Origin of the sequence: Bradyrhizobium sp. STM 3561, from assembly GCF_045571455.1 — a bacterium.
GTDB lineage: Bacteria > Pseudomonadota > Alphaproteobacteria > Rhizobiales > Xanthobacteraceae > Bradyrhizobium > Bradyrhizobium vignae.
This window is the reverse complement of the sequence record NZ_CP120695.1, coordinates 5617790-5643931: the sequence shown is the minus strand read 5'-3', so window position 1 is coordinate 5643931 and position 26142 is coordinate 5617790. Positions and strand designations below refer to the sequence as shown.

General features: G+C 65.8%; 23 protein-coding genes. 14 read left to right on the top strand and 9 right to left on the bottom strand.

Going from position 1 to position 26142, the window contains the following annotated elements; genetic code table 11:
• Window positions 1-31 precede the first annotated feature (31 nt).
• Together P6U28_RS26690 and P6U28_RS26685 are read right to left on the bottom strand one after the other, a co-directional pair.
• On the bottom strand, window positions 32-1501 hold the full coding sequence (locus P6U28_RS26690; RefSeq protein ID WP_162500134.1) for an amidase: 1470 nt from the start codon (window positions 1499-1501) through the stop codon (window positions 32-34).
• Window positions 1502-1608: 107 nt separating this feature from the next.
• A complete protein-coding gene (locus tag P6U28_RS26685) occupies window positions 1609-2715 on the bottom strand; it encodes a ring-opening amidohydrolase (protein WP_129142426.1) in 1107 nt (368 codons plus the stop codon).
• Window positions 2716-3043: 328 nt separating this feature from the next.
• On the opposite strand from P6U28_RS26685, the gene P6U28_RS26680 reads away from it, so the two are divergent.
• The 4 genes from P6U28_RS26680 (at window position 3044) to P6U28_RS26665 (ending at window position 8013) form a co-directional block, all read left to right on the top strand.
• The gene (locus tag P6U28_RS26680) at window positions 3044-5380 is read left to right on the top strand and encodes a Tex family protein (RefSeq protein WP_129142425.1); all 2337 of its coding nucleotides are present in this window, start codon (window positions 3044-3046) and stop codon (window positions 5378-5380) included.
• A gap of 285 nt (window positions 5381-5665) precedes the next feature.
• Entirely contained in the window at window positions 5666-6160 is a 495-nt protein-coding gene (locus tag P6U28_RS26675; protein ID WP_122401116.1) for a hypothetical protein, read from the top strand.
• 97 nt (window positions 6161-6257) lie between these two features.
• Complete coding sequence (locus P6U28_RS26670) at window positions 6258-6950, top strand: response regulator transcription factor (protein WP_122401117.1); 693 nt, start codon at window positions 6258-6260, stop codon at window positions 6948-6950.
• Window positions 6937-8013, top strand: coding sequence for a HAMP domain-containing sensor histidine kinase (locus P6U28_RS26665; protein ID WP_129142424.1), 1077 nt, complete (start codon window positions 6937-6939; stop codon window positions 8011-8013). Before P6U28_RS26670 ends, P6U28_RS26665 begins: the two co-directional genes overlap by 14 nt.
• A gap of 12 nt (window positions 8014-8025) precedes the next feature.
• On the opposite strand, the gene P6U28_RS26660 is transcribed toward P6U28_RS26665, so the two are convergent.
• Both P6U28_RS26660 and P6U28_RS26655 read right to left on the bottom strand, forming a co-directional pair.
• A complete protein-coding gene (locus P6U28_RS26660) occupies window positions 8026-8394 on the bottom strand; it encodes a response regulator transcription factor (protein WP_407120246.1) in 369 nt (122 codons plus the stop codon).
• On the bottom strand, window positions 8391-9257 hold the full coding sequence (locus tag P6U28_RS26655; RefSeq protein ID WP_129142422.1) for a S1C family serine protease: 867 nt from the start codon (window positions 9255-9257) through the stop codon (window positions 8391-8393). The genes P6U28_RS26660 and P6U28_RS26655 overlap by 4 nt, the downstream gene beginning before the upstream one ends.
• 202 nt (window positions 9258-9459) lie before the next feature.
• Here P6U28_RS26655 and P6U28_RS26650 point away from each other — a divergent pair, with 202 nt between their 5' ends.
• The 4 genes from P6U28_RS26650 (at window position 9460) to P6U28_RS26635 (ending at window position 15065) form a co-directional block, all read left to right on the top strand.
• Window positions 9460-10425, top strand: a complete 966-nt coding sequence (locus P6U28_RS26650; protein ID WP_122401121.1) for a VOC family protein — start codon at window positions 9460-9462, stop codon at window positions 10423-10425.
• Window positions 10426-10483: 58 nt separating this feature from the next.
• Window positions 10484-11359, top strand: a complete 876-nt coding sequence (locus P6U28_RS26645; RefSeq protein WP_129142421.1) for a dihydrodipicolinate synthase family protein — start codon at window positions 10484-10486, stop codon at window positions 11357-11359.
• A 170-nt stretch (window positions 11360-11529) separates the two neighbouring features.
• Window positions 11530-12615 carry a S1C family serine protease gene (locus P6U28_RS26640; RefSeq protein WP_129142420.1) on the top strand — a complete coding sequence of 362 codons (1086 nt, stop codon included), beginning with the start codon at window positions 11530-11532 and terminating at the stop codon, window positions 12613-12615.
• Between the two features lie 125 nt (window positions 12616-12740).
• Window positions 12741-15065 carry a xanthine dehydrogenase family protein molybdopterin-binding subunit gene (locus tag P6U28_RS26635; protein WP_122401124.1) on the top strand — a complete coding sequence of 775 codons (2325 nt, stop codon included), beginning with the start codon at window positions 12741-12743 and terminating at the stop codon, window positions 15063-15065.
• Window positions 15066-15182: 117 nt separating this feature from the next.
• On the opposite strand, the gene P6U28_RS26630 is transcribed toward P6U28_RS26635, so the two are convergent.
• Genes P6U28_RS26630 through P6U28_RS26620 form a run of 3 tightly spaced genes read right to left on the bottom strand, consistent with a single transcriptional unit; the run spans window position 15183 to window position 18394 of the window.
• Complete coding sequence (locus tag P6U28_RS26630) at window positions 15183-16379, bottom strand: acyl-CoA dehydrogenase family protein (protein ID WP_129142419.1); 1197 nt, start codon at window positions 16377-16379, stop codon at window positions 15183-15185.
• A gap of 15 nt (window positions 16380-16394) precedes the next feature.
• Window positions 16395-17534: an acyl-CoA dehydrogenase family protein gene (locus P6U28_RS26625; protein WP_407120245.1), complete on the bottom strand. Its 1140-nt coding sequence runs from the start codon at window positions 17532-17534 to the stop codon at window positions 16395-16397.
• Between the two features lie 5 nt (window positions 17535-17539).
• Entirely contained in the window at window positions 17540-18394 is an 855-nt protein-coding gene (locus P6U28_RS26620) for an enoyl-CoA hydratase (protein ID WP_162500135.1), read from the bottom strand.
• Window positions 18395-18641: 247 nt separating this feature from the next.
• On the opposite strand from P6U28_RS26620, the gene P6U28_RS26615 reads away from it, so the two are divergent.
• The 6 genes from P6U28_RS26615 to P6U28_RS26590 all read left to right on the top strand — a co-directional run bounded on the left by P6U28_RS26615 (window position 18642) and on the right by P6U28_RS26590 (window position 23974).
• Window positions 18642-19250, top strand: a complete 609-nt coding sequence (locus P6U28_RS26615; RefSeq protein ID WP_122401128.1) for a LemA family protein — start codon at window positions 18642-18644, stop codon at window positions 19248-19250.
• Window positions 19251-19383: 133 nt separating this feature from the next.
• Window positions 19384-20298 (top strand): YgcG family protein, encoded by a 915-nt coding sequence (locus P6U28_RS26610; RefSeq protein WP_122401129.1) that lies wholly within the window; start codon window positions 19384-19386, stop codon window positions 20296-20298.
• Window positions 20299-20303: 5 nt separating this feature from the next.
• Entirely contained in the window at window positions 20304-20801 is a 498-nt protein-coding gene (locus P6U28_RS26605; protein WP_122401130.1) for a TPM domain-containing protein, read from the top strand.
• A gap of 313 nt (window positions 20802-21114) precedes the next feature.
• Window positions 21115-22086 carry a hypothetical protein gene (locus P6U28_RS26600; protein WP_162500548.1) on the top strand — a complete coding sequence of 324 codons (972 nt, stop codon included), beginning with the start codon at window positions 21115-21117 and terminating at the stop codon, window positions 22084-22086.
• A gap of 94 nt (window positions 22087-22180) precedes the next feature.
• Window positions 22181-23719, top strand: a complete 1539-nt coding sequence (locus P6U28_RS26595) for a hypothetical protein (RefSeq protein WP_129142418.1) — start codon at window positions 22181-22183, stop codon at window positions 23717-23719.
• Window positions 23720-23809: 90 nt separating this feature from the next.
• Entirely contained in the window at window positions 23810-23974 is a 165-nt protein-coding gene (locus P6U28_RS26590) for a hypothetical protein (RefSeq protein WP_164936731.1), read from the top strand.
• 48 nt (window positions 23975-24022) lie between these two features.
• Here P6U28_RS26590 and P6U28_RS26585 read toward each other — a convergent pair whose 3' ends face one another.
• Both P6U28_RS26585 and P6U28_RS26580 read right to left on the bottom strand, forming a co-directional pair.
• A complete protein-coding gene (locus P6U28_RS26585; RefSeq protein WP_407120244.1) occupies window positions 24023-24670 on the bottom strand; it encodes a glutathione S-transferase family protein in 648 nt (215 codons plus the stop codon).
• Window positions 24671-24825: 155 nt separating this feature from the next.
• Entirely contained in the window at window positions 24826-26031 is a 1206-nt protein-coding gene (locus P6U28_RS26580) for a CaiB/BaiF CoA-transferase family protein (RefSeq protein WP_122401134.1), read from the bottom strand.
• Window positions 26032-26142 lie beyond the last annotated feature (111 nt).

The following is a 26142-nucleotide window of genomic DNA, read 5'->3' as shown; positions in this document are numbered from 1 at the left end:
CGCGATCGCCTGTCAGGGCAATCCCAGCTTCTCAGCCCACATGCACCTTCGGCTTCTTGCCGCCGTTCCACTTGCCATCGAGTGCGCGTTCGATCTGGGCGGCGAGCTGGAGAAGCAGGCCGTCATTGGCCTGCTTGGCGATCGCCTGGATGCCTAGCGGCAGGCCGTGGTCCTGCGCGGCCATCGGCAGCGAGATCGCCGGCATGCCGCAGAGATTGGCGAGCGGCGTGAAGGCGAAGAAGCGCCAGAGATTGCCGAACCAGTCGAGCACATCGGGATTATCGGAGATGGTGAGGTATTCCTTGGTGCCGACCTTCGGCGTCGGCAGCGCCGTGATCGGCGTCAGGATCACGTCCCACTGCTCGAAGAACGCGCCGAAACCGCGTGAGGTCGTGTTGAATACGCCTTGCATCTTCGCCCGCTCGGCGAAGCTCGTGTGCCGGCCGGCTTCCCAGATCCGGACGTTCATGGGCTCGATCAGGTCTTCCGGCGGCCTTTCCAGCCCGCGCGCGGCCAGCAAGTTGGAGATCACCACCGCGAAGTTCGAGATGTAGCAGGTGGTCTGCGCTGCGAACGCGGCACGGAAATCGAGCTCGGGCAGCGCGTAGTCGACGTGATGGCCGAGGCCTTCGAGGAAGCGACCGGCCTTCGCCAGCTCGGCGGCGATCTCGGGCGTCGCGGTGTAGTCGCCCCATGTATGCGACAGCGCGATGCGAAGCTTTGCCGGGTCCCGCTTGATCATCTCGCAATAAGGCTGCGCCGTGGTCCAGAACGGCATGAACTCGCCCGGCGCCGGTCCCCTCGCGTGATCGACGAAGGCGGCGGTGTCGCGCACGGAACGCGACTGGCAGCCCTGGATCGAGACGAGGCCGGTGAGGTCGGACATGTGCGGCGCCAGCGAGAACACGCCGCGCGAGACCTTCAGTCCGATATTGCCGTTGACGCCGGCGGGAATGCGGATCGAGCCGCCACCATCGGTCGCATGCGCGATCGGCACAACGCCGGCGGCGACCATCGCGGCGCTGCCGGCTGACGAGCCGCAGGTGGTGTAGTCGGTATTCCAGGGATTGCGCGTGACGTAGACGGCGGGATTGTCGGCCGAGCTGCATACGCCGAATTCCGGCGTCGTGGTGCGCCCGATCAGATTGAGCCCCGCCTGACGGAATTTACCTGTCAGGAACGTGTCGGCCGCGGCGCGATTGCCGCGCATCAACAGCGAGCCCATTTCCTGGAGCCGGCCCTTCATGGTCGGCCCGAGGTCCTTCATCAGGAAGGGCAGGCCGCCGAACGGACCCGCAAGATTGGCGCCATCCTTGGCGGGATCGGCGATCACGTCCTCGAACAGCTCGACTACGCCCGACAGTGCCGGATTGACCTTGGCGATGCCCGCGGCGGCCTGCCGTGCCAGTTCCTTCGCCGTCAGCTCGCCCTTGCGGACGCGTCCCGCCAGCGCGACGCCATCGTGCTGCGCCCATTCACTCCAGCTCATCGGCAAAGTCATGAAATCAAATCCCCTCGGTAGCAGCGTCACCTTTTTCGCAAGGGCGGGCGTGAATCAACCGAGCCGGCGCGAGGGGCAGGGTTGCACGGCGCGGTGGGGTCGCCCTATCAGGAAGAGAGCCGCGCGATCGCTGCAACCGGCCCGCCGCCCGCAGGTCCCTGATGCTCGGCGCCGCCGGAGACGTAGACCGCACCATTGCCGGCAAGGCCCGCGAGCAGTCCGCCGACCGCAGCGCGGGCATGGCGCGTCGCGCTGATGTCGGTGTCCTCCAGCATGGTGTGGCGAAAGCCGCGTACGCTGCCGTCAGGCGAAGCCTCGGCCTTGGCGAAGACGTTGACGAGCTCACGGCTTGATTGCGGCGTAGTACCAAGCCCGACGCTGTTCAGGGCCGCCATCACTGCGGCGGCATCGATCGCGTCCTTCATCACGGCGTGCCCGATTTCGAACTCACTTGCTGACGATGTTGAATTGCCGAGCACGATGACGACGTTGTGCATCAGCTCGATCCCGGACGAGGTCGAGGCGACCTTCGAGAACAGGTCGTAGCGCCGCAGCACGTCCTCGTCGCGGATACCAGGCGCGATCTCGCCGAGCGCGACGGCGACGCCGAGCGCGGAAGCGCCGCGGGAATAGGCCATCGAGGCGTAGGCGCTGGTCGTCGTTGTCTTGCTGCCGCGCGCCGCTGCCGCCGCGATGCGATCACTGGTGAGCAGCGGGCATTTGATCTGCACGAAATGGACGTCGGCGGGATCGCTGATGCCGGCGTCCGCCATCGCGGCCTTCACGGCCGTCGCCGTTTCCGTGATCTGCGTCGCGCGGCCGAGCTCCTCAGGGAGGAGGTCCCGCGTCTGCGCCATGCCGATGCTCAGCCGCTTGCCGGAGCGGCCGTCCGGACGAGCTTCGACCGTCCGGCGTGTGAATACCGTGACATGCGGGCTGAGCACGCCTTCGGTGCCGCCGGACATCACGAAGGCAATGCGCTGCTCGACGTCGTGCGGCGGCAGGTTGAGGTGTGGTGCAAGTGCGGTGCACAGCGCGGCAACGGCATATTCCCGCGTAAAGTCGTTGACGCCGCCATTGCCCTCGGTCTTGCCGAGGATCGCGAGGATCGACTTGGGATCGATCGTGCCGGAGCTGATCAGGCTCATGAGGCCGGAGACGTCGCCGGGGCCGCTGGTCGCGATCTTGAAAACGCCGACCGATGTTGCAGGCATACTGGTCCTCAGAGTTCGGTGGTCCGGCGGATCAAGCAGGCGCGGAACGCGGGGCTGATGTCAAGCTGCAAGCGATGCACTTTCACCGTCAGCCTGAAAAAGGTTCACACCCTCTCAGGATGACGGCCGGCTATTCTGGTCTGCCGCGACGCAAGAGAGAAGCCGCCAGCCCCCACGAATGTGGCGAGATCGCATCGATCCAGCAAAAAATCCTCTGTCGAAGGTCCTCCGCCGCACCTTGATGAATCAACCTTGGTTGGTCCATAAGCTCCGTCCCGCGGCCGGTGGTTCGCCCCTGCGCCGCGTGCTTTGACAGAGGGAATCTCGCGTGGCCAACATCAACCAGAAAATTGCGCAGGAGCTTGGGGTTCGCGCCGAGCAGGTCGAGGCGGCGGTGACGCTGCTCGACGGCGGCGCCACCGTTCCCTTCATCGCCCGCTACCGCAAGGAAGCGACCGGTGCGCTCGATGACGCGCAATTGCGCACCCTGGAGGAGCGCCTGGTTTATCTGCGTGAGCTCGAAGACCGCCGCAAGGCCATCCTCGAATCGGTCCGCGAGCAGGGCAAGCTCGACGCCGCCCTCGAAGCCTCCATCATGGCCGCCGACAGCAAGGCACGCCTCGAGGACATCTACCTGCCGTTCAAGCCGAAGCGCCGCACCAAGGCGGAGATCGCCAAGGAAGCCGGCCTCGAGCCGCTCGCCAATCAGCTCATGGCCGAGCCCGGCAACGATCCGAAGGTCGTGGCGGAAGGCTTTGTCAACGCCGATAAGGGCGTGGTGGATGCCGCCGCCGCGCTCGATGGTGCCCGCGCCATCCTGGTCGAACGGTTCGACGAGGACGCCGACTTGATCGGTGCTCTGCGCGAGGAAATGTGGACCAACGCGCGCATGGCCTCCAAGGTGCGCGACGGCAAGAAGACCGAGGGCGAAAAGTTCGCCGACTACTTCGATTTCTCCGAGCCGCTGACCAAGCTGCCGTCGCACCGCATCCTCGCGATGTTCCGCGGCGAGAAGGAAGAGATCCTCGACTTGCAAATTCAAGCCGAGGCCGAAGCGCCGCCGCCGGGCGTGCCGAGTGCCTATGAACTCAAGATCATGAAGCGCTTCGGCATCGCCGATCTCAAGCGCCCCGGCGACCGCTGGCTGATCGACACCGTGCGCTGGGCCTGGCGCACCAAGATCCAGGTCCATCTCAACATCGACCTGCGGATGCGGCTGTGGAACTCGGCCGAGACCGAGGCCGTGCGCGTGTTCGCCTCGAACCTGCGCGACCTCTTGCTGGCGGCGCCCGCCGGCACCCGCGTCACCATGGGGCTCGACCCCGGCTACCGCACCGGCGTGAAGGTCGCCGTCGTCGATGCCACCGGCAAGGTGGTCGACACCACCGCGATCTATCCGCACGAGCCGCAGCGGCAGTGGAACGAGTCGCTGGCGACGCTCGGCCGGCTCGCGCTGAAGCATCGCGTCGAGCTGATCGCGATTGGCAACGGCACCGCCTCGCGCGAGACCGACAAGCTCGCGACCGAGCTGGTGAAGGGGCTGCCTGAGCTGAAGATGAACAAGATCGTGGTGTCGGAAGCCGGCGCCTCGGTCTATTCGGCCTCGGCCTTTGCCTCGGAGGAGTTGCCCGGCCTCGATGTCACGCTGCGCGGCGCGGTCTCGATCGCGCGTCGCCTGCAGGATCCGCTCGCCGAGCTCGTCAAGATCGAGCCCAAGGCGATCGGCGTCGGCCAGTATCAGCACGACCTCGGCCAGGCCAAGCTCGCCAAATCGCTCGATGCCGTGGTCGAGGATTGCGTGAATGCCGTCGGCGTCGACGTCAACACCGCCTCCGCGCCGCTGCTGGCACGCGTGTCGGGCGTCGGCTCCGGCCTTGCCCAGAGCATCGTGGCGCATCGCGACGCCAACGGCCCGTTCAAGTCGCGCAAGTCGCTCAAGGACGTGCCACGGCTCGGGCCGAAGGCGTTCGAGCAGTGCGCGGGCTTCTTGCGCATCCTCGGCGGCGAGGACCCGCTCGATGCCTCCGGCGTGCATCCCGAAGCCTATCCCGTGGTGCGCCGGATTCTCGAAGCGACCAAGAGCGACATCAAGGCATTAATCGGCAACAGCGACGTCGTTCGCACGCTGAAGCCGAAGGATTTCGTTGACGAGAGGTTTGGATTGCCGACCGTGACCGACATCCTGCGCGAATTGGAAAAGCCCGGCCGCGACCCGCGACCGGCGTTCAAGGCTGCCGTGTTCAAGGAGGGCGTCGAGGAGATCAAGGACCTGAAGAAGGGCATGATCCTCGAGGGTACCGTGACCAACGTCGCTGCCTTCGGCGCCTTCGTCGACATCGGCGTGCACCAGGACGGCCTCGTGCACATCTCGGCGATGTCCAGGAGCTACATCAAGGATCCGCGCGAGGTGGTGAAGCCCGGCGACATCGTCAAGGTGAAGGTGCTGGATTTCGAGGTCGCCCGCAAGCGCATCTCGCTGACGCTGCGCCTCGACGACGAGGTCGGCGCCAAGAAGGACGCTCCCGGCATGCAGCGCGACAACGGCTCGCGCAACGCGAGCCGTATGACCTCGTCGGCGCCGCGCAAGCAGGAGTCCTCCGGCGGCGGCGCTCTCGCGGAGGCGCTGCGCAGGGCTGCGGAGAAGAGCGGCGGTAAGCGGGCGTGACTTCTGCCTCTCCCCGCTCTTTGCGGAGAGAGGTCGGCTACTCGCCGTACGGCAAACTCTCTCCACATCGTCATTGCGAGCGCAGCGAAGCCATCCAGAACCGCTTTCGCGGCGGGACTCTGGATTGTTGCAAAGGCTCCTCGCAATGACGGGGAGAGAGCCTGCCCTCCCTAACACCGGCGTCAGAAACTGGCGCATTTGTAAGTTGATAGGGACAGCCCATTCGCATCTCCTGATCCCCTTCGTGCAGCGGGACTAGCGCTGCACTGCAAGGAGGATATTCCGATGAAGAACAGGCTTCTCACAGGGCTCGTCGCGGCGACAGTTGCTGCGACGCTGGCGGCTGCGGCGCCCGCTCTCGCGCGCGGTGGTTTTGGCGGCGGCGGCCATGGTGGCTTTGGCGGCGGGCATTTCGGTGGTGGCGGCATGCACGTCGGCGGAATGGGCGGGGGCATGCGGATGGGCGGCATGGGCGGCGCTCATTTCGGTGGCGCCCGCTTCGCCGGTTCCCCGATGGCCGCTCACGCGGCGATCGGGCCGCGCTTTGCCGGTGCGCCGTTCGCGACCCGCGCCGCCTTCGGACCGCGGTTTGCCGGCACGGCATTCCACAGGCCCTTCATTGGCCGACATGCCTTCTTCTTCCGGCATCATCGCTTCCACCGCTTCGCCTTCTTCGGCGCGCCTTTCATCTATGCCAGTTACTATGACGGCTGCTGGCGCAGGAGCTGGACGCCCTACGGATGGCAATGGGTCAATGTGTGCGGGTACGATTGGTACTAGCATCGCCGGACCGCACCATTGTCGCGATCGCCACCGGGCAGTTCCGCTCAGCCCCGGAACGGGATAGTCTGGTGGCGACCGTCGCGCGGAGTCTTGCATGACCGGAGGTCACCGCCGCATCCTGGTCGTCGAGGACGATCCGGAAACCGCAGGCCAGCTCGTCGAGGAACTGACGACCTCGGGCTATGACGTCGATCTCGCCGCCACCGGGCGCGAAGCGCTGAGCCATGGTTCGGCGCGCGACTATGCCGTGATCACAATCGACCGCATGCTACCCGATATCGACGGGATCAGCGTGATGCGCCAGCTGCGCGATGACGGCGTCGCCTCACCCTTTCTGATCATCTCCGCACTCGGCGAAGTCGACGACCGCGTGCGCGGCCTGCGCGCCGGCGGCGACGATTATCTCGTCAAGCCATTTTCCTTCACCGAATTGCTGGCGCGGCTGGAGGCGCTCGGCCGCCGCAGCGAGACCATCGCCAAGGAAACGCTGCTGCGCGTCGGCGATCTCGCCATCGACCTGATCGCGCGTAGCGCGAGCCGCCGCGGCCGCAAGATTCCGCTGCTGCCGCGTGAATTCCAGCTGCTCGAATATCTCGTCCGCAACGAGGGCCGCGTCGTCTCCCGCGCGATGCTCCTGCAGCATGTCTGGGACCTGCATTTCGATCCCTCCACCAACATCATCGACGTCTATGTCGGGCGCGTCCGCCGCAAGGTCGACGACGCCCAGGCTTATCCGCTGATCCACACCATCCGCGGCATCGGATACTGTCTCCGTGCTCCTGGCTAAGACCCTCCGCTCCTCGACCTTCCGCCTGGCGCTGATCGCGATCGCGACATTCGGGCTGATCGTGGCGGCGATCATGGCCTATGTCTATTTCGGCACGCTCGCCTATGTCGAGCGCCGGGTCGGCACTGTCGTCGATCATGACGGTTTCACCGGCATGATCGAGCTCGCGATGGCTGCCGTCGCTGCGCTGCTGCTGGTGCTCGCCGGGCTCGCAGCCGTGCTGGTGACGCGACGCACGGTCGGACGGATCGAACAGATCAACGCCACCAGCCGCGCCATCATGCTCTCCGGCCTCGACCAGCGTATTCCCCTGCGGGGCAGCAATGACGAGTGGGATCGCGTCGCCGAAAATCTCAACCAGATGCTCGACCGCATCGAGACGCTGATGGGCGAGGTCAAGCAGGTCAGCGACAATGTCGCGCATGATCTGCGCACGCCGTTGACGCGCATGCGCGGCCGGCTGGAGAAGGCCTTCCACGCGCCGCGCAACAGCGAAGCCGACGCGGCGCTGATCGGCGACACCATCGCCGATCTCGATGCCGTGCTCGGCATGTTCGCCTCCATCACGCGGATCTCCGAGATCGAGACGCGGGCCCGCACCGGTGCCTTCCGCGCGCTTGATCTCGCCGAGATCGCCGGCGAGGTCGTCGAGCTCTACGATGCCGCCGCCGAGCAGGTCGCCACGCGCCTCAGCCTCGATGGTGACCGCGCGGTGGCGATCACCGGCGACCGCGACCTGCTGTTCGACGCCATCGCCAATCTCGTCGACAACGCGATCAAGCACGGCCGCAAGGGCGGGCAGGTGACCGTGAGCTGCCGCAGAGCCGATGGCGGTGCGTTGATATCCATTGCCGACGACGGTCCCGGCATTCCCGCCGAGCAGCGCGATCACGTCTTCAAGCGCTTCTATCGACTCGAGCAGAGCCGCTACACGCCGGGCAATGGTCTCGGCCTCAGCCTCGTCGCCGCGGTCGCGCGCCTTCATGGCGCCGAGGTTGCGCTGCAAGACAATGCGCCGGGCCTGAAGGTCGAGCTCCGCTTCCGAGCGACGTCGGCGCCGTGACGCCCGGCGGTGTCAAAGCTCGATCACGCCACGCCGCGCCGCATGCGCGACCGCATCGGTGCGTCCGGTGGCATCCAGCTTGTCGAGCAGCGAGCCGACGTGGAATTTCACGGTGTGCACGGAGATGCCGAGCTGCCGGGCGATCATCTTGTTGGAGGCGCCTTCGGCCATCAGCGCCAGCACGTCGAGCTCGCGCTGGGTCAGCGCGATGTCGGGCCTGATGCGCGGGTCGCGGGCGACAACCGTCACTGAGGCCGCTTCGCCGGGCGCGGCGAGGCGTAACCCTGTGACGTTGCTCAGCAGCTTCGCCAGGCGATCGGCGAGAGCGGGATCGTCGATCTCCAGCGACAGCACGATCTCGGGCGCGTTGTCCTCGCTCACGCCTCAGGCCTCTCGCCGACCGTGACCTTGAAGCTGACCGGCTCGCCGCCGCGGCGGGCGGCGACTTCGACCACCGCGCCGACGCTCGAAGGTCCGAGCGTCCGCGACAAGGCGCGCACGCCGGACAGCTTCTGGTCGTTGACCGCGACGATCACGTCGCCCTGGCGGATGCCGGCCGCGGCCGAGGGGCCGGCCTTGTCGACACTCATCACCATCGCCCCGACGCCATCGTCGAGCCGCACCGGCTGGAGCCCGAGGCCGAGATATCCGCGTGCGATGCGGCCACGTGCCTCAAGCTGCGGCGCGACACGTTCGATCGTCGCCGTCGGAATGACGAGGACGCGCCGCGGCCCGAGCACCGCCATGCCGAAGGCATCGCCCGATGCGTCGAGCGCGAGGCCGCCCTGCTGGCTATCGCGCAGGCGAACGTCGAGCTCGATCCGGGCGTCGATGTCGCCTCCGCGCAAGGAGCGCCAGCCCTTGCCGGACGCCGATACCATTCCAAGCGCGGCGCTCGGCGTCTCGCGATGGGTGGCGACCACGATCGACAGCGCGCCGAGGGGCGGGACCGTGGAGGCGAGTTTGACCGGTGCGACAGCGGCCTCAGTGCGTAGCAGCGCGATGTCGGTCGTGTGGTCGCGGCCGGCGATCGTGGCCGCGACCCGGCTGCCGTCAGCGAGGCCGATCTCGACCTCGCCCTCGTCGGCCAGCGCCTCATCGGCAGTGACGATCAGACCGGGCTTCCAGGCAAAGCCGGTTGCGCGGGCGCGATGCGAATGCACGGAGACGACGGAGGGCGCGGTGCGCGCCACCACGTCCGCGAGCGCGGACGACAGCAAGGTCAGAGGAGTTGAATCAGTCATGGCAGGCTCCTGTAGTTGCCCTCAATCTGGGATGCCGCGCACGATTGCGAAACTGGCCGGGTGGCCAGGACCAGAGCAGGGACAGGGCGGTCCGCCGCAGGACCACGGCCGACGAACATGTGATTGGGAGCGCCTCACGGGAACGTGTAGCAATCCCGAAAGTGCGCCCTTTGGCACCAAGGATTTCAGCGAGCCCTGACAGATGACCATCGATCTCACCCGCCGCACCCTGCTTCAACTGGCCGGCGCCACCTCGCTTGCGATGGCCGCCGCAGCGGCGGCGCGCGCCGAGGGCACACCGCAGGGCGGCGGCCCGACCTATGCCAGCCGCACGCCGATGCGGGTCGGCATGGTGACGCTCCGGGTGAAGAATCTCGAGAAGATCGCGGACTACTACCGCGACGTGATCGGTCTCACCGTGATGGAGCGTTCGGCAACCGGCGCGAAGCTCGGCACGGCCGGCATCAAGCTGCTCGCGCTGGAAGCTCGTCCCGATGCGGCGATCGAGCCGCGCAACGCCGCCGGCCTCTATCACACCGCTTTCCTGATGCCGACCCGCAAGGATCTGGCGCGCTGGCTGGTTCACGCGGCCTCGCATCGCGTGCCGCTGTCGGGCTTTGCCGATCACCTCGTCTCTGAATCCATCTATCTCGACGATCCCGAGGGCAACGGCATCGAGGTCTATGCCGACCGCGACCCTTCGCAATGGCAATGGAGCGAGGGCAGCGTGAAGATGGCGACCGACGAGCTCAACATCCCCGACCTGCTGTCGCTGACCAATACGCGCGTTGCCGACTATGCCAAAGCGCCGGACGGAATGCGCGTCGGCCACATGCATCTTCGCGTCGGCGATCTCGCGCAGGCCGAGAGCTTCTATCATGGCACGGTTGGTCTCGACCCGACCCGCCGCCGCGACGGCGCGGCGTTCCTGTCGTCGGGCCGCTACCACCATCACCTTGGCATGAACGTCTGGCAGAGCCAGGGCGCCGGCCAACGCGATGAGCAGACGACGGGACTTGCCTGGTTTTCTCTGATGATGGCGAAGCCGGAGCTGCTCGCCGCCCAGGAGGAGCGCCTGCGCAAGAACGGTGTGAAGGTCACGGCGCTTGCCGACGGCCTGGAAGCGATCGATCCCTGGGGCACGCGGGTACGCTTGCTCAAGGTTTGATCGCTGGAGCTGGCGTTGGTAATACCGTCGGGTGCCAGCTGCTCTCCGGGAGCCCGACATGTCCGAATTCCACGGCGTCTTTCCCTACCTCGTATCTCCCGTTGATGCCGACGGCACGGTGCGGACGAACGTCCTTGCGAAGCTATGTGAGGACCTGATCGCTGCCGGCGTCCACGGGCTGACGCCGCTGGGCTCGACCGGCGAATTCGCCTATCTCAATGCAGCGCAACGCACCTCTGTCGTACGGACCACGATCGAGGCGGCGAGGGGCCGCGTGCCGGTCGTAGCCGGCGTTGCCTCCACTTCGACGGCGGATGCGGTGGCGCAGGCGAGAGCCTATCAGGCCCTCGGCGCCGACGGCATCCTGGCGATCCTGGAGGCTTATTTCCCGCTCTCGGATGTCCAGGTGGAGTCCTACTTCCGCGCCATCGCCGATGCCGTGGACATTCCCGTCGTCATCTACACCAATCCGCAATTCCAGCGCTCCGATCTCACCCTCGACGTCATAGCGCGCCTCGCCGAGCATCCGCGCATCGGCTACATCAAGGACGCCTCGACCAACACCGGCCGGCTGCTCTCGATCATGAACCGCTGCGGGGACGCCTTGCGCGTGTTCTCCGCCTCCGCCCACATTCCGGCGGCGGTGATGCTGATCGGCGGCCGCGGCTGGATGGCGGGACCTGCCTGCATCATCCCGCGCCAGAGCGTGATGCTCTACGACCTCTGCAGGGCCGGCCGCTGGGACGAGGCCATGTCGCTCCAGCGCCGGCTGTGGCGCATCAACGAAGCCTTCGCCCGCTTCAACCTCGCCGCCTGCATCAAGGCCGGCCTTTCGATCCAGGGCTACGACGTCGGCGACCCCGTCCCGCCGCAGGCCGCGCTGACAGTCGAGCAGCGCAGGATCGTCGAAGCCGCGCTGAGGGAGTTGGCATAGCCGATTGTCACGCGGCAATATGTCCTCGGACGCCTGCCAAGAGCCAAGCCGTTCCCCATCTGCCTGACCGGGAAACTTCCATCCGCTTGGGACGTTGCTGCGTGAGCGAGGTCCGCCAGCTTATGTATCTGCATTCCGAGCATGGTCTTCAGCACACGCAGTGATCACCCATGAATCGTCGCTACGGAATTGCCGCGGCAGTTTTGGCCGCTCTGCTCGTCGTGGTCACCGCCGCGAAGATCCAGCATGTGCCGTGGACCACGCCTGCCGCGCGAGCCATCGAGCAGCGCGGGCCGTTGTCCGAGGCCGAAAAGGCCACCATCGACATCTTCGAGCGCGTGTCTCCCTCGGTCGTCCAGGTGGCGGCGAAATCGGCGGCCAATCCGCTGATGGGCGAGGAAGCCCAGGGCGGCGCTTCCGGCACGGGATTCGTCTGGGACCGTGAGGGCCATCTCGTGACGAACAATCATGTCGTGGCCAATGGCGAGGAAATCGCCGTGCGTTTTGCGTCGGGAGAGGTGGCCCAGGTCGATCTGGTCGGCACGGCTCCCAATTACGATCTTGCGGTGCTGCGGATCCGCAGTGTGCGCGAACTGCCTCCGCCGGTGGCGCTCGGCAGCTCGAGCGACCTGAAGGTCGGGCAATCCGCCTTTGCGATCGGTAACCCCTTCGGGCTGGATCAATCGATGACCAGCGGCATCATCAGCGCGCTCAAGCGCAGGCTCCCGACTCATGGCGGCCGGGAGATTGCCAATGTCATCCAGACGGACGCCGCGATCAATCCGGGCAATTCAGGCGGACCGCTGCTGGATTCTGCCGGCCGGCTGATCGGCGTCACGACCGCGATCATATCGCCGTCGGGTTCCAACGCCGGCATCGGCTTCGCGGTGCCGGTCGATGTCGTGAACCGGATCGTGCCCGAGCTCATCCGCAACGGCCGGGTGCCGACACCCGGTATCGGCATCGTGGCCGCCAGCGAGGATGTGTCGACGCGGCTTGGTGTCGAAGGGGTGATCGTGGTCCGGACCGCCCCCGGCAGTCCTGCCGAGCGCGCGGGAATTCGTGGTGTCAACTTTTCGACCGGAGCGGTCGGAGATATCATCACCGCGGCCGACGGCAAGCCGGTGCGACGCCTCTCCGACCTGACCGATGCGCTTGAGCTGTCCGGGGCCGGAAAGACCGTTCGGCTCACGGTCAAGCGCGGCTCGGATACCCGTGATGTGAACGTAAGCATCATCGATATCGACAGGTCTTAGCGGGCCAATCCGCGCCTGCAAGGGGCTCTGACGCGCATTGCAGATGCGCCGGGGCTCGGTTGTCTGACCCGCAAAATCGGTTAAAACCGCCGCGGTCGTTTTCCGGATTTCGAGGACATAACGGAATGAACATTCTTCCCGGCAATTTGCGTTTCGGAGCGGGGCAACCCGTCAAGCGTTTGGAAGACCTCAGGCTGCTCACCGGGAAGGGACAGTTCATCGACGACAAGCCGGAAGACGGCGCGCTGTGGTTGCACGTGCTGCGTTCGCCGCATGCCCACGCCAAGATCGTCTCGATCGACACCAGCGCCGCGGCCGCAATGCCCGGCGTCACCGCGATCTACACCGGCGCGGACCTCGTCAAGGACGACATCGGCAGCATCCCGACGTTGAACATCTTCAAGCGCCCCGATGGCAAGCCGATGACAGTGCCGCCGCGCCGGCTGCTCGCCCACGAGGTCGTGCGCCATGCCGGCGAGGCCGTGGCCGCGGTGGTGGCTTCATCGCGCGTGGAGGCGCAGAGCGCCGCCGAGGCGATCGTGGTCGAATACGACGTGCAGCCCGCGGTGGTCGATCCCGTCGAAGCCGTGAAGCCCGGCGCGCCCGTGGTGTGGCCGGAGGCACCCGACAACATCGTCGGCGCGATGAGCTATGGCGACGCCGCCAGGGTCGACGAGGCCTTTGCCAAGGCCGCGCACACGGTCGAGCTCGACATCGTCAGCCAGCGCCTCGTTCCTTCCGCGATGGAGCCGCGCTCGACCATTGCCGAGATCGACAGGAAGTCCGGCCGTCTCCTCCTGCACGTGCAGTCGCAGACCCCGGCCTCGACCCGCGACGTGCTGGCGGAAGCCGTGCTCAAGCGTCCCAAGGACAGCGTGCGCGTGCTGGTCGGCGACATCGGCGGCGGCTTTGGCCAGAAGACCAACCTCTATCCGGAAGACGGCATCGTCGCCTATGCCGCGACCAAGTTGAACAAGAAGATCCGCTGGCGCGGCGATCGCACCGACGAGTTTGTCGGCGGCACCCATGGCCGCGATCTCACCTCGACGGCCTCGTTCGCGCTGGACGAGAAAGGCAAAGTGCTGGCCTATCGTGTCAAGTCGATCGGCTGTACCGGCGCCTATTCCTCGGGCGCGGCCAACATCATTCCGCTGGTGCTCGGGCCCTTCGTGCAGACCGGCGTCTACGATCTGCCGCTGGTGCATTTCGAAGTGAAGACGGTGATGACCCACACCGCGCCGGTCGGTGCCTATCGCGGCGCCGGCCGACCCGAAGCCGTCTTCATCGTCGAGCGCCTGTTTGACGCGGCCGCACGAAAAATCGGCATGGATCCGCGCGCGATCCGGAAAGCGAACTACATCAAGCCGGCGCAGCTGCCCTACACCAATGCCGCCGGCCAGGTCTACGATTCCGGCGCCTTCGCCCACATGCTCGACCGTGCCGTCAAGCTCGCCGACTGGGACGGCTTTGCCGCGCGCAAGAAGGCGGCGAAGAAGAAGGGCCTGCTCTACGGCCGCGGGCTCACCTCCTACATCGAGTGGACCGGCGGCCGCGCCCACACCGAGAAGGTCAGCCTGCACGCGACCTCTCAGGGGCGCGTCGTGCTGCATTCCGGCACCATGGCGATGGGGCAGGGGCTGCAGACCACCTACACCCAGATGATCTCCGACTCGCTCGGCATTCCCATGGACAAGATCGACGTCGTCCAGGGTGACACCGATCTCGCCATGGGCTTCGGCAGTGTCGGCTCGCGCTCGCTGTTCGTCGGCGGCACGGCGGTCGCGGTCTCCTCCAACGACCTGATCCAGAAGGCGCGCGAGAAAGCGGCCAACGTGCTGGAGACCTCGGTCGAGGACATCGAATATCAGGGCGGCATGCTCACCGTGGTCGGCACCGACCGCCGCATCAGCCTGTTCGATCTCGCCGAGAAGGAGCGCGGCGCCAAGCTCAGCGTCGATTCCGAAGGCGAGGTCGATGGTCCGAGCTGGCCCAACGGCACGCATATCTGCGAGGTCGAGATCGATCCCGAGACCGGCGTCTCCAAGGTCGTGCGCTACACCACGGTCGATGACGTCGGTATCGCCGTGAACCCGATGCTGGTCACCGGCCAGATCCATGGCGGCGTCGCGCAAGGGATCGGCCAGGCGCTGTATGAAGGCGTGTCCTACGACGCCGACGGCCAGCTCCTCACCGCGAGCTACCAGGATTACTGCATCCCGCGCGCCGACGACGTTCCGCCGATCGTGGTGACGCTCGACGATTCGGCGCCCTGCCGCACCAATCCGCTCGGCGCCAAGGGCTGCGGCGAATCCGGCGCGATCGGCGGCCCTCCTTGCGTCACCAACGGCGTGATGGACGCGCTCGCCGATCTCGGCATCACCCAGCTCAACACGCCCCTGACGCCGCAGAAGATCTGGCAGGCGATCCGGGATGCGAAGGCGGCGGGGTAAGCCTTCAAGGGCACCGTCATTGCGAGCGCAGCGAAGCAATCCAGGATCTTTCCGCAGCGGCAGTTCTGGATTGCTTCGAAGGGCTCCTCGCAATGACGGTGGAGAGGGCCGCAGCCATCAAATCCCGAGCATCATCTTCGCAATAATATCGCGCTGGATTTCCGAGGTGCCGCCGAAGATCGTGTAGGCGCGGCCGTTGAGATATTCAGGCATCACCGTCAGCATTTCCTCAGGTGTCGCCGGCTCGTGGTTGAGCTTGTAGAGCGGGCGCATCGGCTCGACTGCGAGCGCATCGTGGCCGATCACGTCGGCGCCCAGCCGCGTCACGGCCTGGCGGATCTCGCTGTTGCGCAGCTTCAGGATCGACGACACCGCGCCGGGATTTTGCCCGGTCTGCAGCGCCGAGAGCACGCGCAACTCGGTCATTTCCAGCGCGTCGATATCGACCTCCACCTCGGAGATCCGCGTCGCGATGTCGGGACTGTCGATTGCGCGGCCCGTGAGGTCGGAGCAGGCGAGATCCGCGATCGCCTTCAGGCCCTCGCGCAGCTTGGCGGAGGCGATGCCGGCGCCGCGCTCGAACTCGAGCAGATATTTGCCGTAGGTCCAGCCCTTGCCTTCCTCGCCGACGCGATTGGCGACGGGCACGCGGACGTCGTCGAAGAACACCTGGTTGACCTCGTGGTCGCCGCCGATGGTGAGGATGGGGCGCGTCGTGATGCCCGGCGTCTTCATGTCGATCAGGATGAAGCTGATGCCGTCCTGCTGCCGCGGCCCGTCGCTGGTGCGCACCAGTGCGAACATGCGGTTGGCGTGATGGGCATGCGTGGTCCAGATCTTGGTGCCGTTGATGATGTAGTCGTCGCCGTCGCGGACCGCGCGCGTCTTCAGCGAGGACAGATCGGAGCCGGAGCCCGGCTCGGAATAACCCTGGCACCAATAATCCTCGCCGGAGAGAATCCGCGGCAGGTATAAGTTCTTCTGCTCGGGGCTGCCGAAGCCGATGATGACGGGCCCGACCATCTTCACGCCCATCACGTTGACGTTCGGCACGCCGGCCCGCGCGCATTCGGTCTCGAAGATCCAGCGCTGTGCCGGCGTCCAATTGGGACCGCCATATTCGACCGGCCAGCCCGGCGCGCCCCAGCCCTGCCGGTGCAGCGCGCGCTGCCAGGCCATGCCGATATCAGGATCGGAGAACACCGACGGCGTCAGCGCGGTCGCGCGCTTCATCTCCTCGGTGAGATTCTTTGCAATGAAGCCGCGCACCTCGTCCTGGAAGGCACGCTCCTCGACATTGAACGACAGGTCCATGAGGCTCTCCCGGTGTCAGGCCCTGCGGCCAAGTTCGGCGTGGCGGGCATAATGATGCGCGCTGCCGCCGAACAGCGTGTCGAATGCGACCAGCCGCTTGAAATAGGCGCCGACCTCGAGCTCCTCGGTGACGCCCATGCCACCGTGAAGCTGGATCGACTGCTCACCGACGAAGCGCGCGCATTTGCCGATCTTGGCTTTCGCGCCCGACGCCGCCCGGGCACGCTCGATCGGCGCAGCATCCACCTTCAACGCGGCCCGCAGCGCCATCGAGCGTGCCTCGTCCACCTGCATCGCCATGTCGGCGAGACGGTGGCGGATCACCTGGTTGGCCGAGAGCGGCCGGCCGAATTGCTTTCGAATCTTGGTGTATTCGAGCGTGGTGTCGAGCAGCGTCTGCATGATGCCGACAGCTTCGGCACCCAGCGCGGCCATGGCACGATCGACTGCCCATTCGATCGCCGGCAGCGCATCGCTGCCGTCGCCGAGCAGGGCATCCTCCGGCAGATGCGCGTCGAACAGCTCGATGTTGCAGGCACGTCCGCCGCCAAGACGCGGATAATCGTTGATGACGAGGCCCGGCGTCGTCGCCTGCACGAGGAACAGGCCGATCCGCCCCGACGGCCCCCGGTGATCGTGGATATGGGCGGAGACGATGATCTCGTCGGCGGCATGTCCGTCGAGCACGGCGATCTTGCTGCCGGCGAGGCGCCAGCCTTGCGACGTCTTGGTGGCGCTGGTCGTGACCTTGGCAAGATCGAACCGGGCCGCGCGCTCGGAATGCGCCAAGGCGAGCTTCAATGATCCGTCCGCTATCTTGGACAGGCTCGCCTGCTTTTGCTTCGTGGTGCCGCATCTGGCGATCAGCGCGGCCCCGAGCACCACGGTCGCTACATAGGGCTCCGACACGAGCCCGCGGCCAAAGGCTTCCATCAGAATACCGATCTCGACCGCGCCGCCGCCGAGACCGCCGAATTCTTCGGGAAGGGGCAACGCCAGCCAGCCGAGGTCGGCGAACTGTTTCCACACCAAAGGGCTGAAGCCGAGCGGATCATTCGCGATTCTGCGGCGGTGATCGGCATCGTAGCTTTCGGCCACGAACCGCTCCACGCTCCCGCGCAGCAATTTCTGCTCGTCGCTGAGATTCAGGTCCATTGCGTCTACTCCGCGGCCGTCGGCGGCTTGCGCACGGAGGGATGCAGGCCGGAGGGATCGACGATCATGCCGAACTCCTGGAGATTATGCGCGTGACAGAGCTGATGCAGCGCGAAGGCCTGGTCGATCGCGGCGGGCTGGCCCATCACGTCGACCGAGCGGTTGACCGCCTCCTTGGTCAGTTTCAGCGCGAAGGAGGGCTTTGTCGCGATCCGGCGCGCCAGCTCCAGCACCCGCGATGACAGCTCGGCGCGCGGCACGACCTGGTTGACCATACCGAGCTGATGCGCGTCCTGCGCGCTCCAGCTGTCGGCGGTGAACAGGAACTCCTTGGCCTTGCGCGGCCCGAGCTCCCAGGGATGCACGAACCACTCGACGCCGCAGACGCCCATGGTGACGACGGGATCGCAGAACTGCGCATCGTCGCTGGCGACGATGAGGTCGCAGGCCCAGGCCAGCATGAGACCGCCGGCGATGCACTTGCCGTGCACCTCGGCAATGGTCGGCTTGGCGAGGTTGCGCCAGCGCCGCGTGATCTGGAGATATATTTCCTGCTCGCGCGCGAAGCGGCCATGCGCGTTGGGTTCGGCGAAGCCGCCCCAATTTCCGATCGGCGGGAAATCGACGCCTGCGGCGTTCTTGCCGCCCGGACGCAGGTCATGGCCGGACGAGAAGTGCGGACCCGCACCGGCGAGGATGATCACCTTGACCGCGTCGTCCTGCACCGCTGCATCGAAAGCGGCGTTGAGGTCGTAGGTCATCTGCAGGTTCTGGGCGTTGCGCGCCTCGGGCCGGTTCATCACGACACGGACGATGGCCGGCTCCGGCCGCTCCACGAGAATGGTCTCGAACGAGGACATCGCGCTCCTCCTGGCGTTTCCGCTTTTGTTTTGCCGGAGTTGACTATGACCGCCTGCGATAGGCAAGGGGCTTGCGTCAGTCGGCTGGGGTGCCCCATTCGCCGCAGTCATTCCGGAATGGTCCGGAGGACCAGACCCGGAATCTCGAGATTCCGGGTTCGCTTCGCGCCCCGGAATGACGCGGGAAGCTGGCATCGTGTGATCGCTATCTGATATTGAATCACAGGATTCCACCGGGAGAAATTTGATGCGCAAGATCCTGACCGTGCTGGCGGCGCTGGCCTCGCTCAGCCTGACCAATTGCGGCTACAACGCGATCCAGACCGAGGACGAGCAGATCAAAGCCAACTGGTCCGAGGTCGTGAACCAGTATCAGCGCCGCGCCGATCTCGTGCCCAATCTCGTCAACTCGGTGAAGGGCTTTGCGCAGCAGGAGAAGGACGTGCTGCTCGGTGTCACCAATGCCCGGGCCAAGGTCGGCAGCATCCAGGCAACGCCGGAGGTGCTGAATGATCCCGCCGCCTTCCAGAAATTCCAGGCCGCCCAGGGCGAGCTCTCCAGCGCGCTGTCGCGTCTCCTGGTCGTCACCGAGAACTATCCGCAGCTGAAGTCCGATGCCTTGTTCAGGGACCTGATGTCCCAGTTGGAGGGCACAGAGAACCGCATCACGGTGGCGCGCAACCGCTACATCAAGGCAGTGCAGGAGTATAACGTCACCATCCGCTCCTTCCCGACCAACCTCACCGCGCTGGCGTTCGGTTACAAGGAGAAGCCGAACTTCTCGGTCGAGAACGAGAAGGCGATCTCGACCGCGCCGAAGGTGGATTTCAATCCGTCACCAGCGCCGTCGAAGTAGCTGCGTTCGGCTTCCGATGCGGGCCCCACACTCCACTGTGATTCCCCGCGAAAGCGGGGAATCCAGTACGCCGCGGCTTCACGGCTCGAGCAGCGCGGCCTCTGGAATACTGGATCGCCCGCCTGCGCGGGCGATGACAGCGCGAATGTGGCGGGCGTATTCGTTGGTCGCCGCACTGGTCCTCGCCATCGCACTGCTTCTCACCCTCGCATTCCCCACCCGCGCCGACGTCGCCGTCCCCCAACTCACCGGCCGCGTCGTCGATCAGACCGGCACGCTCTCCAGCAGCGACATCGCCTCGTTGTCGCAAAAATTGCGCGAGTTCGAGAACCGCAAGGGCAGCCAGATCGCCGTCCTGATCGTGCCGACGACGGAGCCGGAAACGATCGAGCAATTCTCGATCCGCGTCGCGGAGGTCTGGAAGATCGGGCGCAAGAAGGTCGATGACGGCGCGATCCTCGTCGTCGCCAAGAACGACCGGCATTTGCGCATCGAGGTCGGCTACGGCCTCGAAGGCGCGCTCACCGATGTCACCTCGCGGCGCATCATCGACGAGGACATCACGCCGAAATTTCGCAGCGGCGATTTTTCAGGTGGCATCTCGGCGGGCGTCGATCGCATGATCCGCGTGATCGACGGCGAGCCCCTGCCGACGCCCTCGCGCAGCGTGAATTTCGGCAGCTGGAACGACATCGAGCCGCTGTTTTACTTCGTATTGTTCGGCCCCCTCGTCGTGGGCGGATTTCTGCGCGCCATGTTCGGGCGTCTGTTGGGTTCGGTGGTGGCCGGAGTCATCGTCGGCGTCCTCGCCTGGTTCGTGCTGGAGTCTGCCGTGATTGGCCTCGGCGCCGGTGTGCTCGGCGCCATCCTGACCTTCATCGCGGATCTGTTGGGGGTGGGATCGGCGACAGGCCGCTCGCGCGGCGGCTCCTGGTCGAGCGGCTCCTCGTCCGGCGGCTGGAGCAGCGGATCATCGTCGAGCGACGGTGGCGGTTTCAGCGGCGGAGGCGGCAGCTTCGGCGGCGGCGGCGCCTCGGGGAGCTGGTAGCAGTCATGAGCATCAAGCGCATTGCCCGACATCTCGTGCAGCATCATTGGCGGGCGAAGCAGATTTTTCCGCGAGCCGTGCTCGAACGCATCGAGCAGGCGATCGAGCGCGGCGAAGCCTCCCATTCCGGCCAGATCCGCTTCGTGGTCGAAGGCGCGCTCGACGGCGGCCCCCTGTTCCGCAACCAGCCGGCGCGCGAGCGTGCGCTCGACGTGTTCTCGCACTTGCGCATCTGGGACACCGCGCACAACAACGGCGTCCTCATCTATCTCCTGCTCGCCGACCGCGACGTCGAGATCATCGCCGACCGCGGCATCGACGCGAAGGTTGGCGCCGAGGGCTGGGAGACCATCTGCCAGGCGATGGAGGCCGATTTCAGATCGGGCCAGTTCGAACGCGGTGTGATCGCCGGCATCGAGGCGGTGTCGCGCGAACTGGCGCGCCATTTCCCGCCGGGCGGCCCGCATCCGAACGAGCTGCCGGATGCGCCGGTGGTGATGTGAATGCCGGCTGACGCCCCACACGCAATGACGATGTGGACGCAGCGGACGCGTTAACTCTCTCGCCGTCGCACTGAAGCGCCCGCTTCTTCAGCGCGCCGCGAACGCGACGGCCCGTCCGTTGCGCCGCCATTCATCTTGCCCCGATTACAAACTGTTTCACGCCCGCCACACCGGTTCCATTTTCCCGGCCTAATTCGGCCCCGGATGAGTTCCTAAAATTTCGGTAAGCGGATCCGAAGGTAAGGATTTCGCAAGCAATGAAAGTTACCAAAAGGTCAACCGAGACTGGAGTATTTGAGCCGTGAGCGAACCATTGCCCGAGCAGGCTGCCCAGGATTCCGGTGCTGTCGACGCCGCAGCGCCGCAGGCCGTCGAGGCTGCCGCCGGTATCGAGGCCCCCTCGATTGCCCCCGACCACGAGGCGCCGCCCAAGCCGGATCCGGTCAAGGCGGAAGCCCCGAAGGTGGAGCCGCCGCGGATCGAGGTGCCGAAGTTCGAAGCTAAGACCGAAGCCAATCCCGAGCCGAAGCTCGGCAAGCTCATCGTCATGTCGCCTGCCGACCGCACCTGGGAGCGCGAGGAGTTCGCTCCGCATGTGAAGGCGGACGAGCCGCGCGAAACCGGTAGCAAGCGCCGCCTCTCGGCCATGGCTGCCGCGGTGGCGATTGCCGCCGGCGTCGGCGCGATCAGCGGTGCGCTCGCGACCGCCGGCATGATGCATTTCGCATCCCCGGCCCAGGCGCCAGTACAGGTCGCCGATACCAGCGCGCTGGATGCGTCCGTCGCCCGGATCGATGCCGATCTCGTCGCACTGAAGGCCAATGTCGAGCAGAGCTCGAAGACCGGAGTCAGCCAGTTGAGCCGGACCAACGAGCGCCTCGACAAGCTCGAAAAGGCGCAGGCCGAGCCGCTGGCCAAGATCGCCAAGCTGTCTGAGACCGTCGACAAGCTCCGCGCGACTCCGCCCGCCGCACCTGCGCAAGCCACGGCCGCACCGGCCAAGGAGACCACCGGCTCGATCGCGCCGACCCAGCTCGCGACTGCTGCGGCCGCACCGGCTCCCGCTCCCGCCGCGCCCAAGACCGAGATTGGACGTCTCCCGACGGTCGAGGGCTGGCGGCTGCGCAACGCCGGCAACGGCGGTGCGCTGATCGAGGGCCGCTACGGCATCTACGAGGTCTATCCCGGCGACCCCATACCCGGGGTCGGCCGCGTCGATGCAATTCGCCGCCAGGACGGCCGCTGGGTGGTCGTCACCAGCAGGGGCCTGATCGTCGCGCGCTGAACATTCGATATTCGACCGTCGCAGAGGCGCTTCACCACCCTGTGAGGCGCCTTTTTTGCTTGAATAGGCGTCCCTGCGCGGTGTTACCTGAGGCATGAGCCGCGCGCTGCGAATTCTCGTTGCTGCCGTCGCATTGCTGGGCGGTGTCGTTTCGCTCTTCGCAGCGGAGAACACTGCGCTGACGCGCGGCATCGCGATCACCGATCCCGATCTCCTGCGCAAGCTCGACCAGAACAATACGCTGACGATCCCACGTCTGCTATCGCCGGAGCGGAACGCGGACGTCCCGCTCACGACCGAGCTGATGTTCGTGTCTCTGCCGCAGCTGAAGGAGATCGTGCCGGCTATCGATGCGGAGTTCGAGCGCTACATCGCGCGGTACAAGGTGACATATCCGGGCGAGACCATCGGCGTCGGCGAGGGTTTTGATGCGCAACTGTTCGACCTCGCCAATCTGAGATCGCACGACACGCGCTTCGTGCTGGCCGGGATCGTCAATCGCATGGACCGTGCCTATGTCTCTGAAGGGTCCTGCGGCGAGATCCGGCTGATCTATCGTCTGACGCGTTTCGACAGCGGGCCCGATGGCGGCAAGACCGCAACGCGCCTGCCGATGACGTTCAACCTCGTGATGAAGGCGCGCGATGTGCGCCAGACGGACGGGAACGGCAAGTCGATCAGCTGCGCCGATGTCGCGCGGCGCTGGCTCGACAATGCCGACTGGCAAGATTTGATCGGCAGCCGCCTCCCGCCTCACGACGCCATGCTCGACCGCATCGAGACCAACATTCAGGTCTCGGTCGCACCGAAATCGGCGCTGCACGATTTCCGCTCCGACTATCTGCTCAAGGTGTTCAAGTACGACGCTGCCAGCAAGACCTTCGAGGAATCGACACTGGAGAACCAGATCGACCGCGACCGGATTCTTGCTGACGACGTGCTGCGGCGCGACTTCAAGACCTGGCTGCTCGCGCCCGATCATCTTCGCGAGTTCGATCGTGGCACCGTGCTGATCCCGGAGAAATTCCTGGCCAAGGCTGCGGTGGTACCGACCCCCGCCGGCCTCGATGCCTCGGCCTTGCAGCCGGAGTTCGGCATGATGCAAGGAGAGGGCAAAGGCGATGGCGTCTTCACCGACAATGACGTGGTCAGCGCGCTGAAGCAGGCGGCGGCACGCGGCGTCGACATGCAGAATGTCCGCTCGGTCGCAGGCTTCCAGCGCCGTCTCAACGACGTCACCTGCGCCGGCTGCCATCAGACCCGCGGCATCGGCGGATTCCATTTTCCGGGCGTCGATTGGCTTGCTGACAAGCCATCGAATTCCACCATCGTGCCGGCCTCGCCGCATTTCTTCGGCGATCAGCTCCGCCGCCGCGACATCCTGACCGCGTTCGCGGCCGGAAAACACCCCGATTTCTCACGCGGATTTGCCAGCCGGCCGCAGACCCGCGGCGGAAGCGAGCTCGCCGGCACCGAATATCAGGACGGCTGGGGCGCGCATTGTTCCCTGCAAGACGCGGGATCGGGAACGCAGGATGAGAGTTTTACGTCATGGAGCTGTGCTAACGGTCTCACCTGTCAGGCTGCCGCGGCCTCGCGCCGCATCGGCATGTGCTTCATCAAGACGCGTTAGCGCGTGATCCGGACCCGGAGGGTCGCGCCAGTGCAAAGTGTGTAGCGGTTTTCCGAAAAGATCACGCGCAAGAAGCGATTCGGATGATTCATGGCGGATACGAGGCAAGCCAACAAGGAGCGCAATCGCGAGATTGCGCGGAATGAAGAAGCCAAGCAGATCACCGGCAGCATCCGCGTCAGCACCTGGGCGGTTGCGCTGGCCGTCATCGTCGGCGGGATCCTGTTCACGCTCGGCTGGCTGTCGCTGAGGTAGCTTTTCTTCGCCTCTGCCCGCATGCGGGGAGAGGGGAAAGAGGAAGCCTCACTTCGCGTAATTCGTCATCCGTTTGCCCGGCAATAGCTCATAGGCCGGCTTCCAGCCTGGCAGCGCGGCCATGCGGCCGAGCCAGGCATGAACGGCCGGATGGCTCTGCGCGAAATCAAAGCCGTGCTCGTCGCTCGGATAGTGCAGATAGGCCATCATCGAGATGTCGGCGACCGTCGGCTTCGCACCGATCGCGAATTCATTGTGCTGGAGGTGCCCGTCGAGGATGCCGAGGAAATCCTCGAGTCGCCGGCGAAAATGCTTCAGCACCTGAGAATCGCTCTTTTCGGTGAAGGCGCGCATGAAGCGATAGGTCGCCATGTAGCCGGTGAGCTTGTGGTTGTCCCAGAACAGCCAGCGCAGCAGCTCGAACTTCTCGTCCTCCGTCTCGGCGCCGAAGCGGCCGTATTGCTCGGCCAGTCTCAGCAGCAGCGGCGCGGTCTGCGTCATCTTCGCGCCGTCGATCTTGAGCACGGGAATCTCGCCCATCTCGTTCACGTTCCGGCGCCACTCCGCCGTGCGCGTAACGCCGCCGGCGAAATCGGTCCAGACCGGCTCGAACGTCTCGCCGCAAAGCGTGAGCATCAGCGCCAGCTTGTAGCTGTTGCCGGATTCAGGGAAGTAGTGCAGGCGGTAGCTGGGCATGGGACCTCGCGGCATCGGTGTGTTGCCGATTGTTATAGCGAGATAGTCCCTCACCGTCATTGCGAGCGCAGCGAAGCAATCCAGCAATGCGTCCGCGGAGACACTCTGGATTTGCTTCGCTGCGCTCGCAATGACGGGGTTGGAGCGACGCGCTCCTAACCAACCGCCCCCGACGACCTCAGCGTCTTGATCGTCGCCTCGTCGTATCCCGCCTCGCGCAAGATCTCGTCACTGTGCTCGCCGACGGCGGGCGGCTTGCGCGGCTGCACCTTCTTGGCGCCGTCGATCCAGATCGGGCTGTTGATGGTCAGCATGGTGTCGTTCTCGAACGGCACCAGCACCTCGTTGTCGAGCATCTGCTTGTCGTTCGGGATGTCGTCCAGAATGGCGACGACACCGAACACGAGGCCATTGCCGTCGAGAATCTTGCGCCATTCGGCGAGATCCCTGGTGGCGAAGGTCTCGTCCAGGATCTTGATCAGCTCGACCGAGCGGGCGTGGCGGTCGGCCTTGGTGGCGAAGCGGGGATCGTCGATCAGATCCTCGCGCCCGAGGCAGCGCGCCAGCGTCGGAAACTGCTTCTCCTCGTTCAGCAGCGACAGGATCAGCCAGCGGCCGTCCTTGCACTGATAGTGATTGGCGACCGCATTGAGCGCGCGCTCGCGCGGTCGTCGCTCGCCGAACTTGGAGCCGCAGAGCTTTGCCTGGGCCAGCACGCTTGCCGCCCACACCCCGTTCGCCATCAGGTTGGAGGCGACGTGTGAACCCTTGCCGGTCTTCTCGCGCTGATAGAGCGCAGTGACGATGGCCCCGTAGAAGGCCATGGCGCAGGGATGATCGCCCATGCCGGCGACCGAGCGCGCCGGCGTGGTGTCGGTGTCGGCGCGGACGAGGTCCATCAGGCCGGAGCGCGCCCAATAGGCGTTGCTGTCGAAGCCGGGCTTGTTGGCTTCCTCGCCCTTCTCGCCATAGCCGGTGAAGGAGGCATAGATCAGCCGATCGTTGAGATGGGCGAGATGGTCGTAGGTGATGCCGAGCTTGGCGCGCACCGGCGGCGGCATGTTGGTGATGAAGACGTCGGCTTCCGCCACCAGCTTGTAGAGCACGGCCTGCGCCTGGGGTTTTGCGAGGTCGAGCGCGATGCTCTTCTTGTTGCGAGCCTCCAAGAGCCAGGCGAAATTGTGCTCGCCGGTCGGATAACCCGGCAGGTTGGGCAGATTGCGGTAGGGGTCGCCGGTGCCGGGCGGCTCGATCTTGATGACATCGGCGCCGAAATCCGACAGCACGGTCGCGGCCGCGGGCGCTGCGATGAAGCTCGCGCAGTCCAGAACCTTCAGCCCCGCAAAAATGCCCTTGTCCATCGCGGCGTTGCTCCCTCGCTCCTGTTGTTTCCCGCGCGCTGGAATTGGCGCAGGCCAGTGATGGGAGCATTAGACCGATGTTTCGACGGGATGCAACGGCGCCGGGCGCAG

Coding starts and splice junctions, on each gene's coding strand:
- P6U28_RS26595 (WP_129142418.1), top strand. CDS start 22,181: ATGAGCCGCGCGCTGCGAATTCTCGTTGCTGCCGTCGCATTGCTGGGC.
- P6U28_RS26620 (WP_162500135.1), bottom strand. CDS start 18,394: ATGTCCTCGTTCGAGACCATTCTCGTGGAGCGGCCGGAGCCGGCCATC.
- P6U28_RS26645 (WP_129142421.1), top strand. CDS start 10,484: ATGTCCGAATTCCACGGCGTCTTTCCCTACCTCGTATCTCCCGTTGAT.
- P6U28_RS26580 (WP_122401134.1), bottom strand. CDS start 26,031: ATGGACAAGGGCATTTTTGCGGGGCTGAAGGTTCTGGACTGCGCGAGC.
- P6U28_RS26655 (WP_129142422.1), bottom strand. CDS start 9,257: ATGACTGATTCAACTCCTCTGACCTTGCTGTCGTCCGCGCTCGCGGAC.
- P6U28_RS26590 (WP_164936731.1), top strand. CDS start 23,810: ATGGCGGATACGAGGCAAGCCAACAAGGAGCGCAATCGCGAGATTGCG.
- P6U28_RS26585 (WP_407120244.1), bottom strand. CDS start 24,670: ATGCCCAGCTACCGCCTGCACTACTTCCCTGAATCCGGCAACAGCTAC.
- P6U28_RS26605 (WP_122401130.1), top strand. CDS start 20,304: ATGAGCATCAAGCGCATTGCCCGACATCTCGTGCAGCATCATTGGCGG.
- P6U28_RS26685 (WP_129142426.1), bottom strand. CDS start 2,715: ATGCCTGCAACATCGGTCGGCGTTTTCAAGATCGCGACCAGCGGCCCC.
- P6U28_RS26610 (WP_122401129.1), top strand. CDS start 19,384: ATGACAGCGCGAATGTGGCGGGCGTATTCGTTGGTCGCCGCACTGGTC.
- P6U28_RS26615 (WP_122401128.1), top strand. CDS start 18,642: ATGCGCAAGATCCTGACCGTGCTGGCGGCGCTGGCCTCGCTCAGCCTG.
- P6U28_RS26640 (WP_129142420.1), top strand. CDS start 11,530: ATGAATCGTCGCTACGGAATTGCCGCGGCAGTTTTGGCCGCTCTGCTC.
- P6U28_RS26630 (WP_129142419.1), bottom strand. CDS start 16,379: ATGGACCTGTCGTTCAATGTCGAGGAGCGTGCCTTCCAGGACGAGGTG.
- P6U28_RS26650 (WP_122401121.1), top strand. CDS start 9,460: ATGACCATCGATCTCACCCGCCGCACCCTGCTTCAACTGGCCGGCGCC.
- P6U28_RS26670 (WP_122401117.1), top strand. CDS start 6,258: ATGACCGGAGGTCACCGCCGCATCCTGGTCGTCGAGGACGATCCGGAA.
- P6U28_RS26675 (WP_122401116.1), top strand. CDS start 5,666: ATGAAGAACAGGCTTCTCACAGGGCTCGTCGCGGCGACAGTTGCTGCG.
- P6U28_RS26635 (WP_122401124.1), top strand. CDS start 12,741: ATGAACATTCTTCCCGGCAATTTGCGTTTCGGAGCGGGGCAACCCGTC.
- P6U28_RS26625 (WP_407120245.1), bottom strand. CDS start 17,534: ATGGACCTGAATCTCAGCGACGAGCAGAAATTGCTGCGCGGGAGCGTG.
- P6U28_RS26690 (WP_162500134.1), bottom strand. CDS start 1,501: ATGACTTTGCCGATGAGCTGGAGTGAATGGGCGCAGCACGATGGCGTC.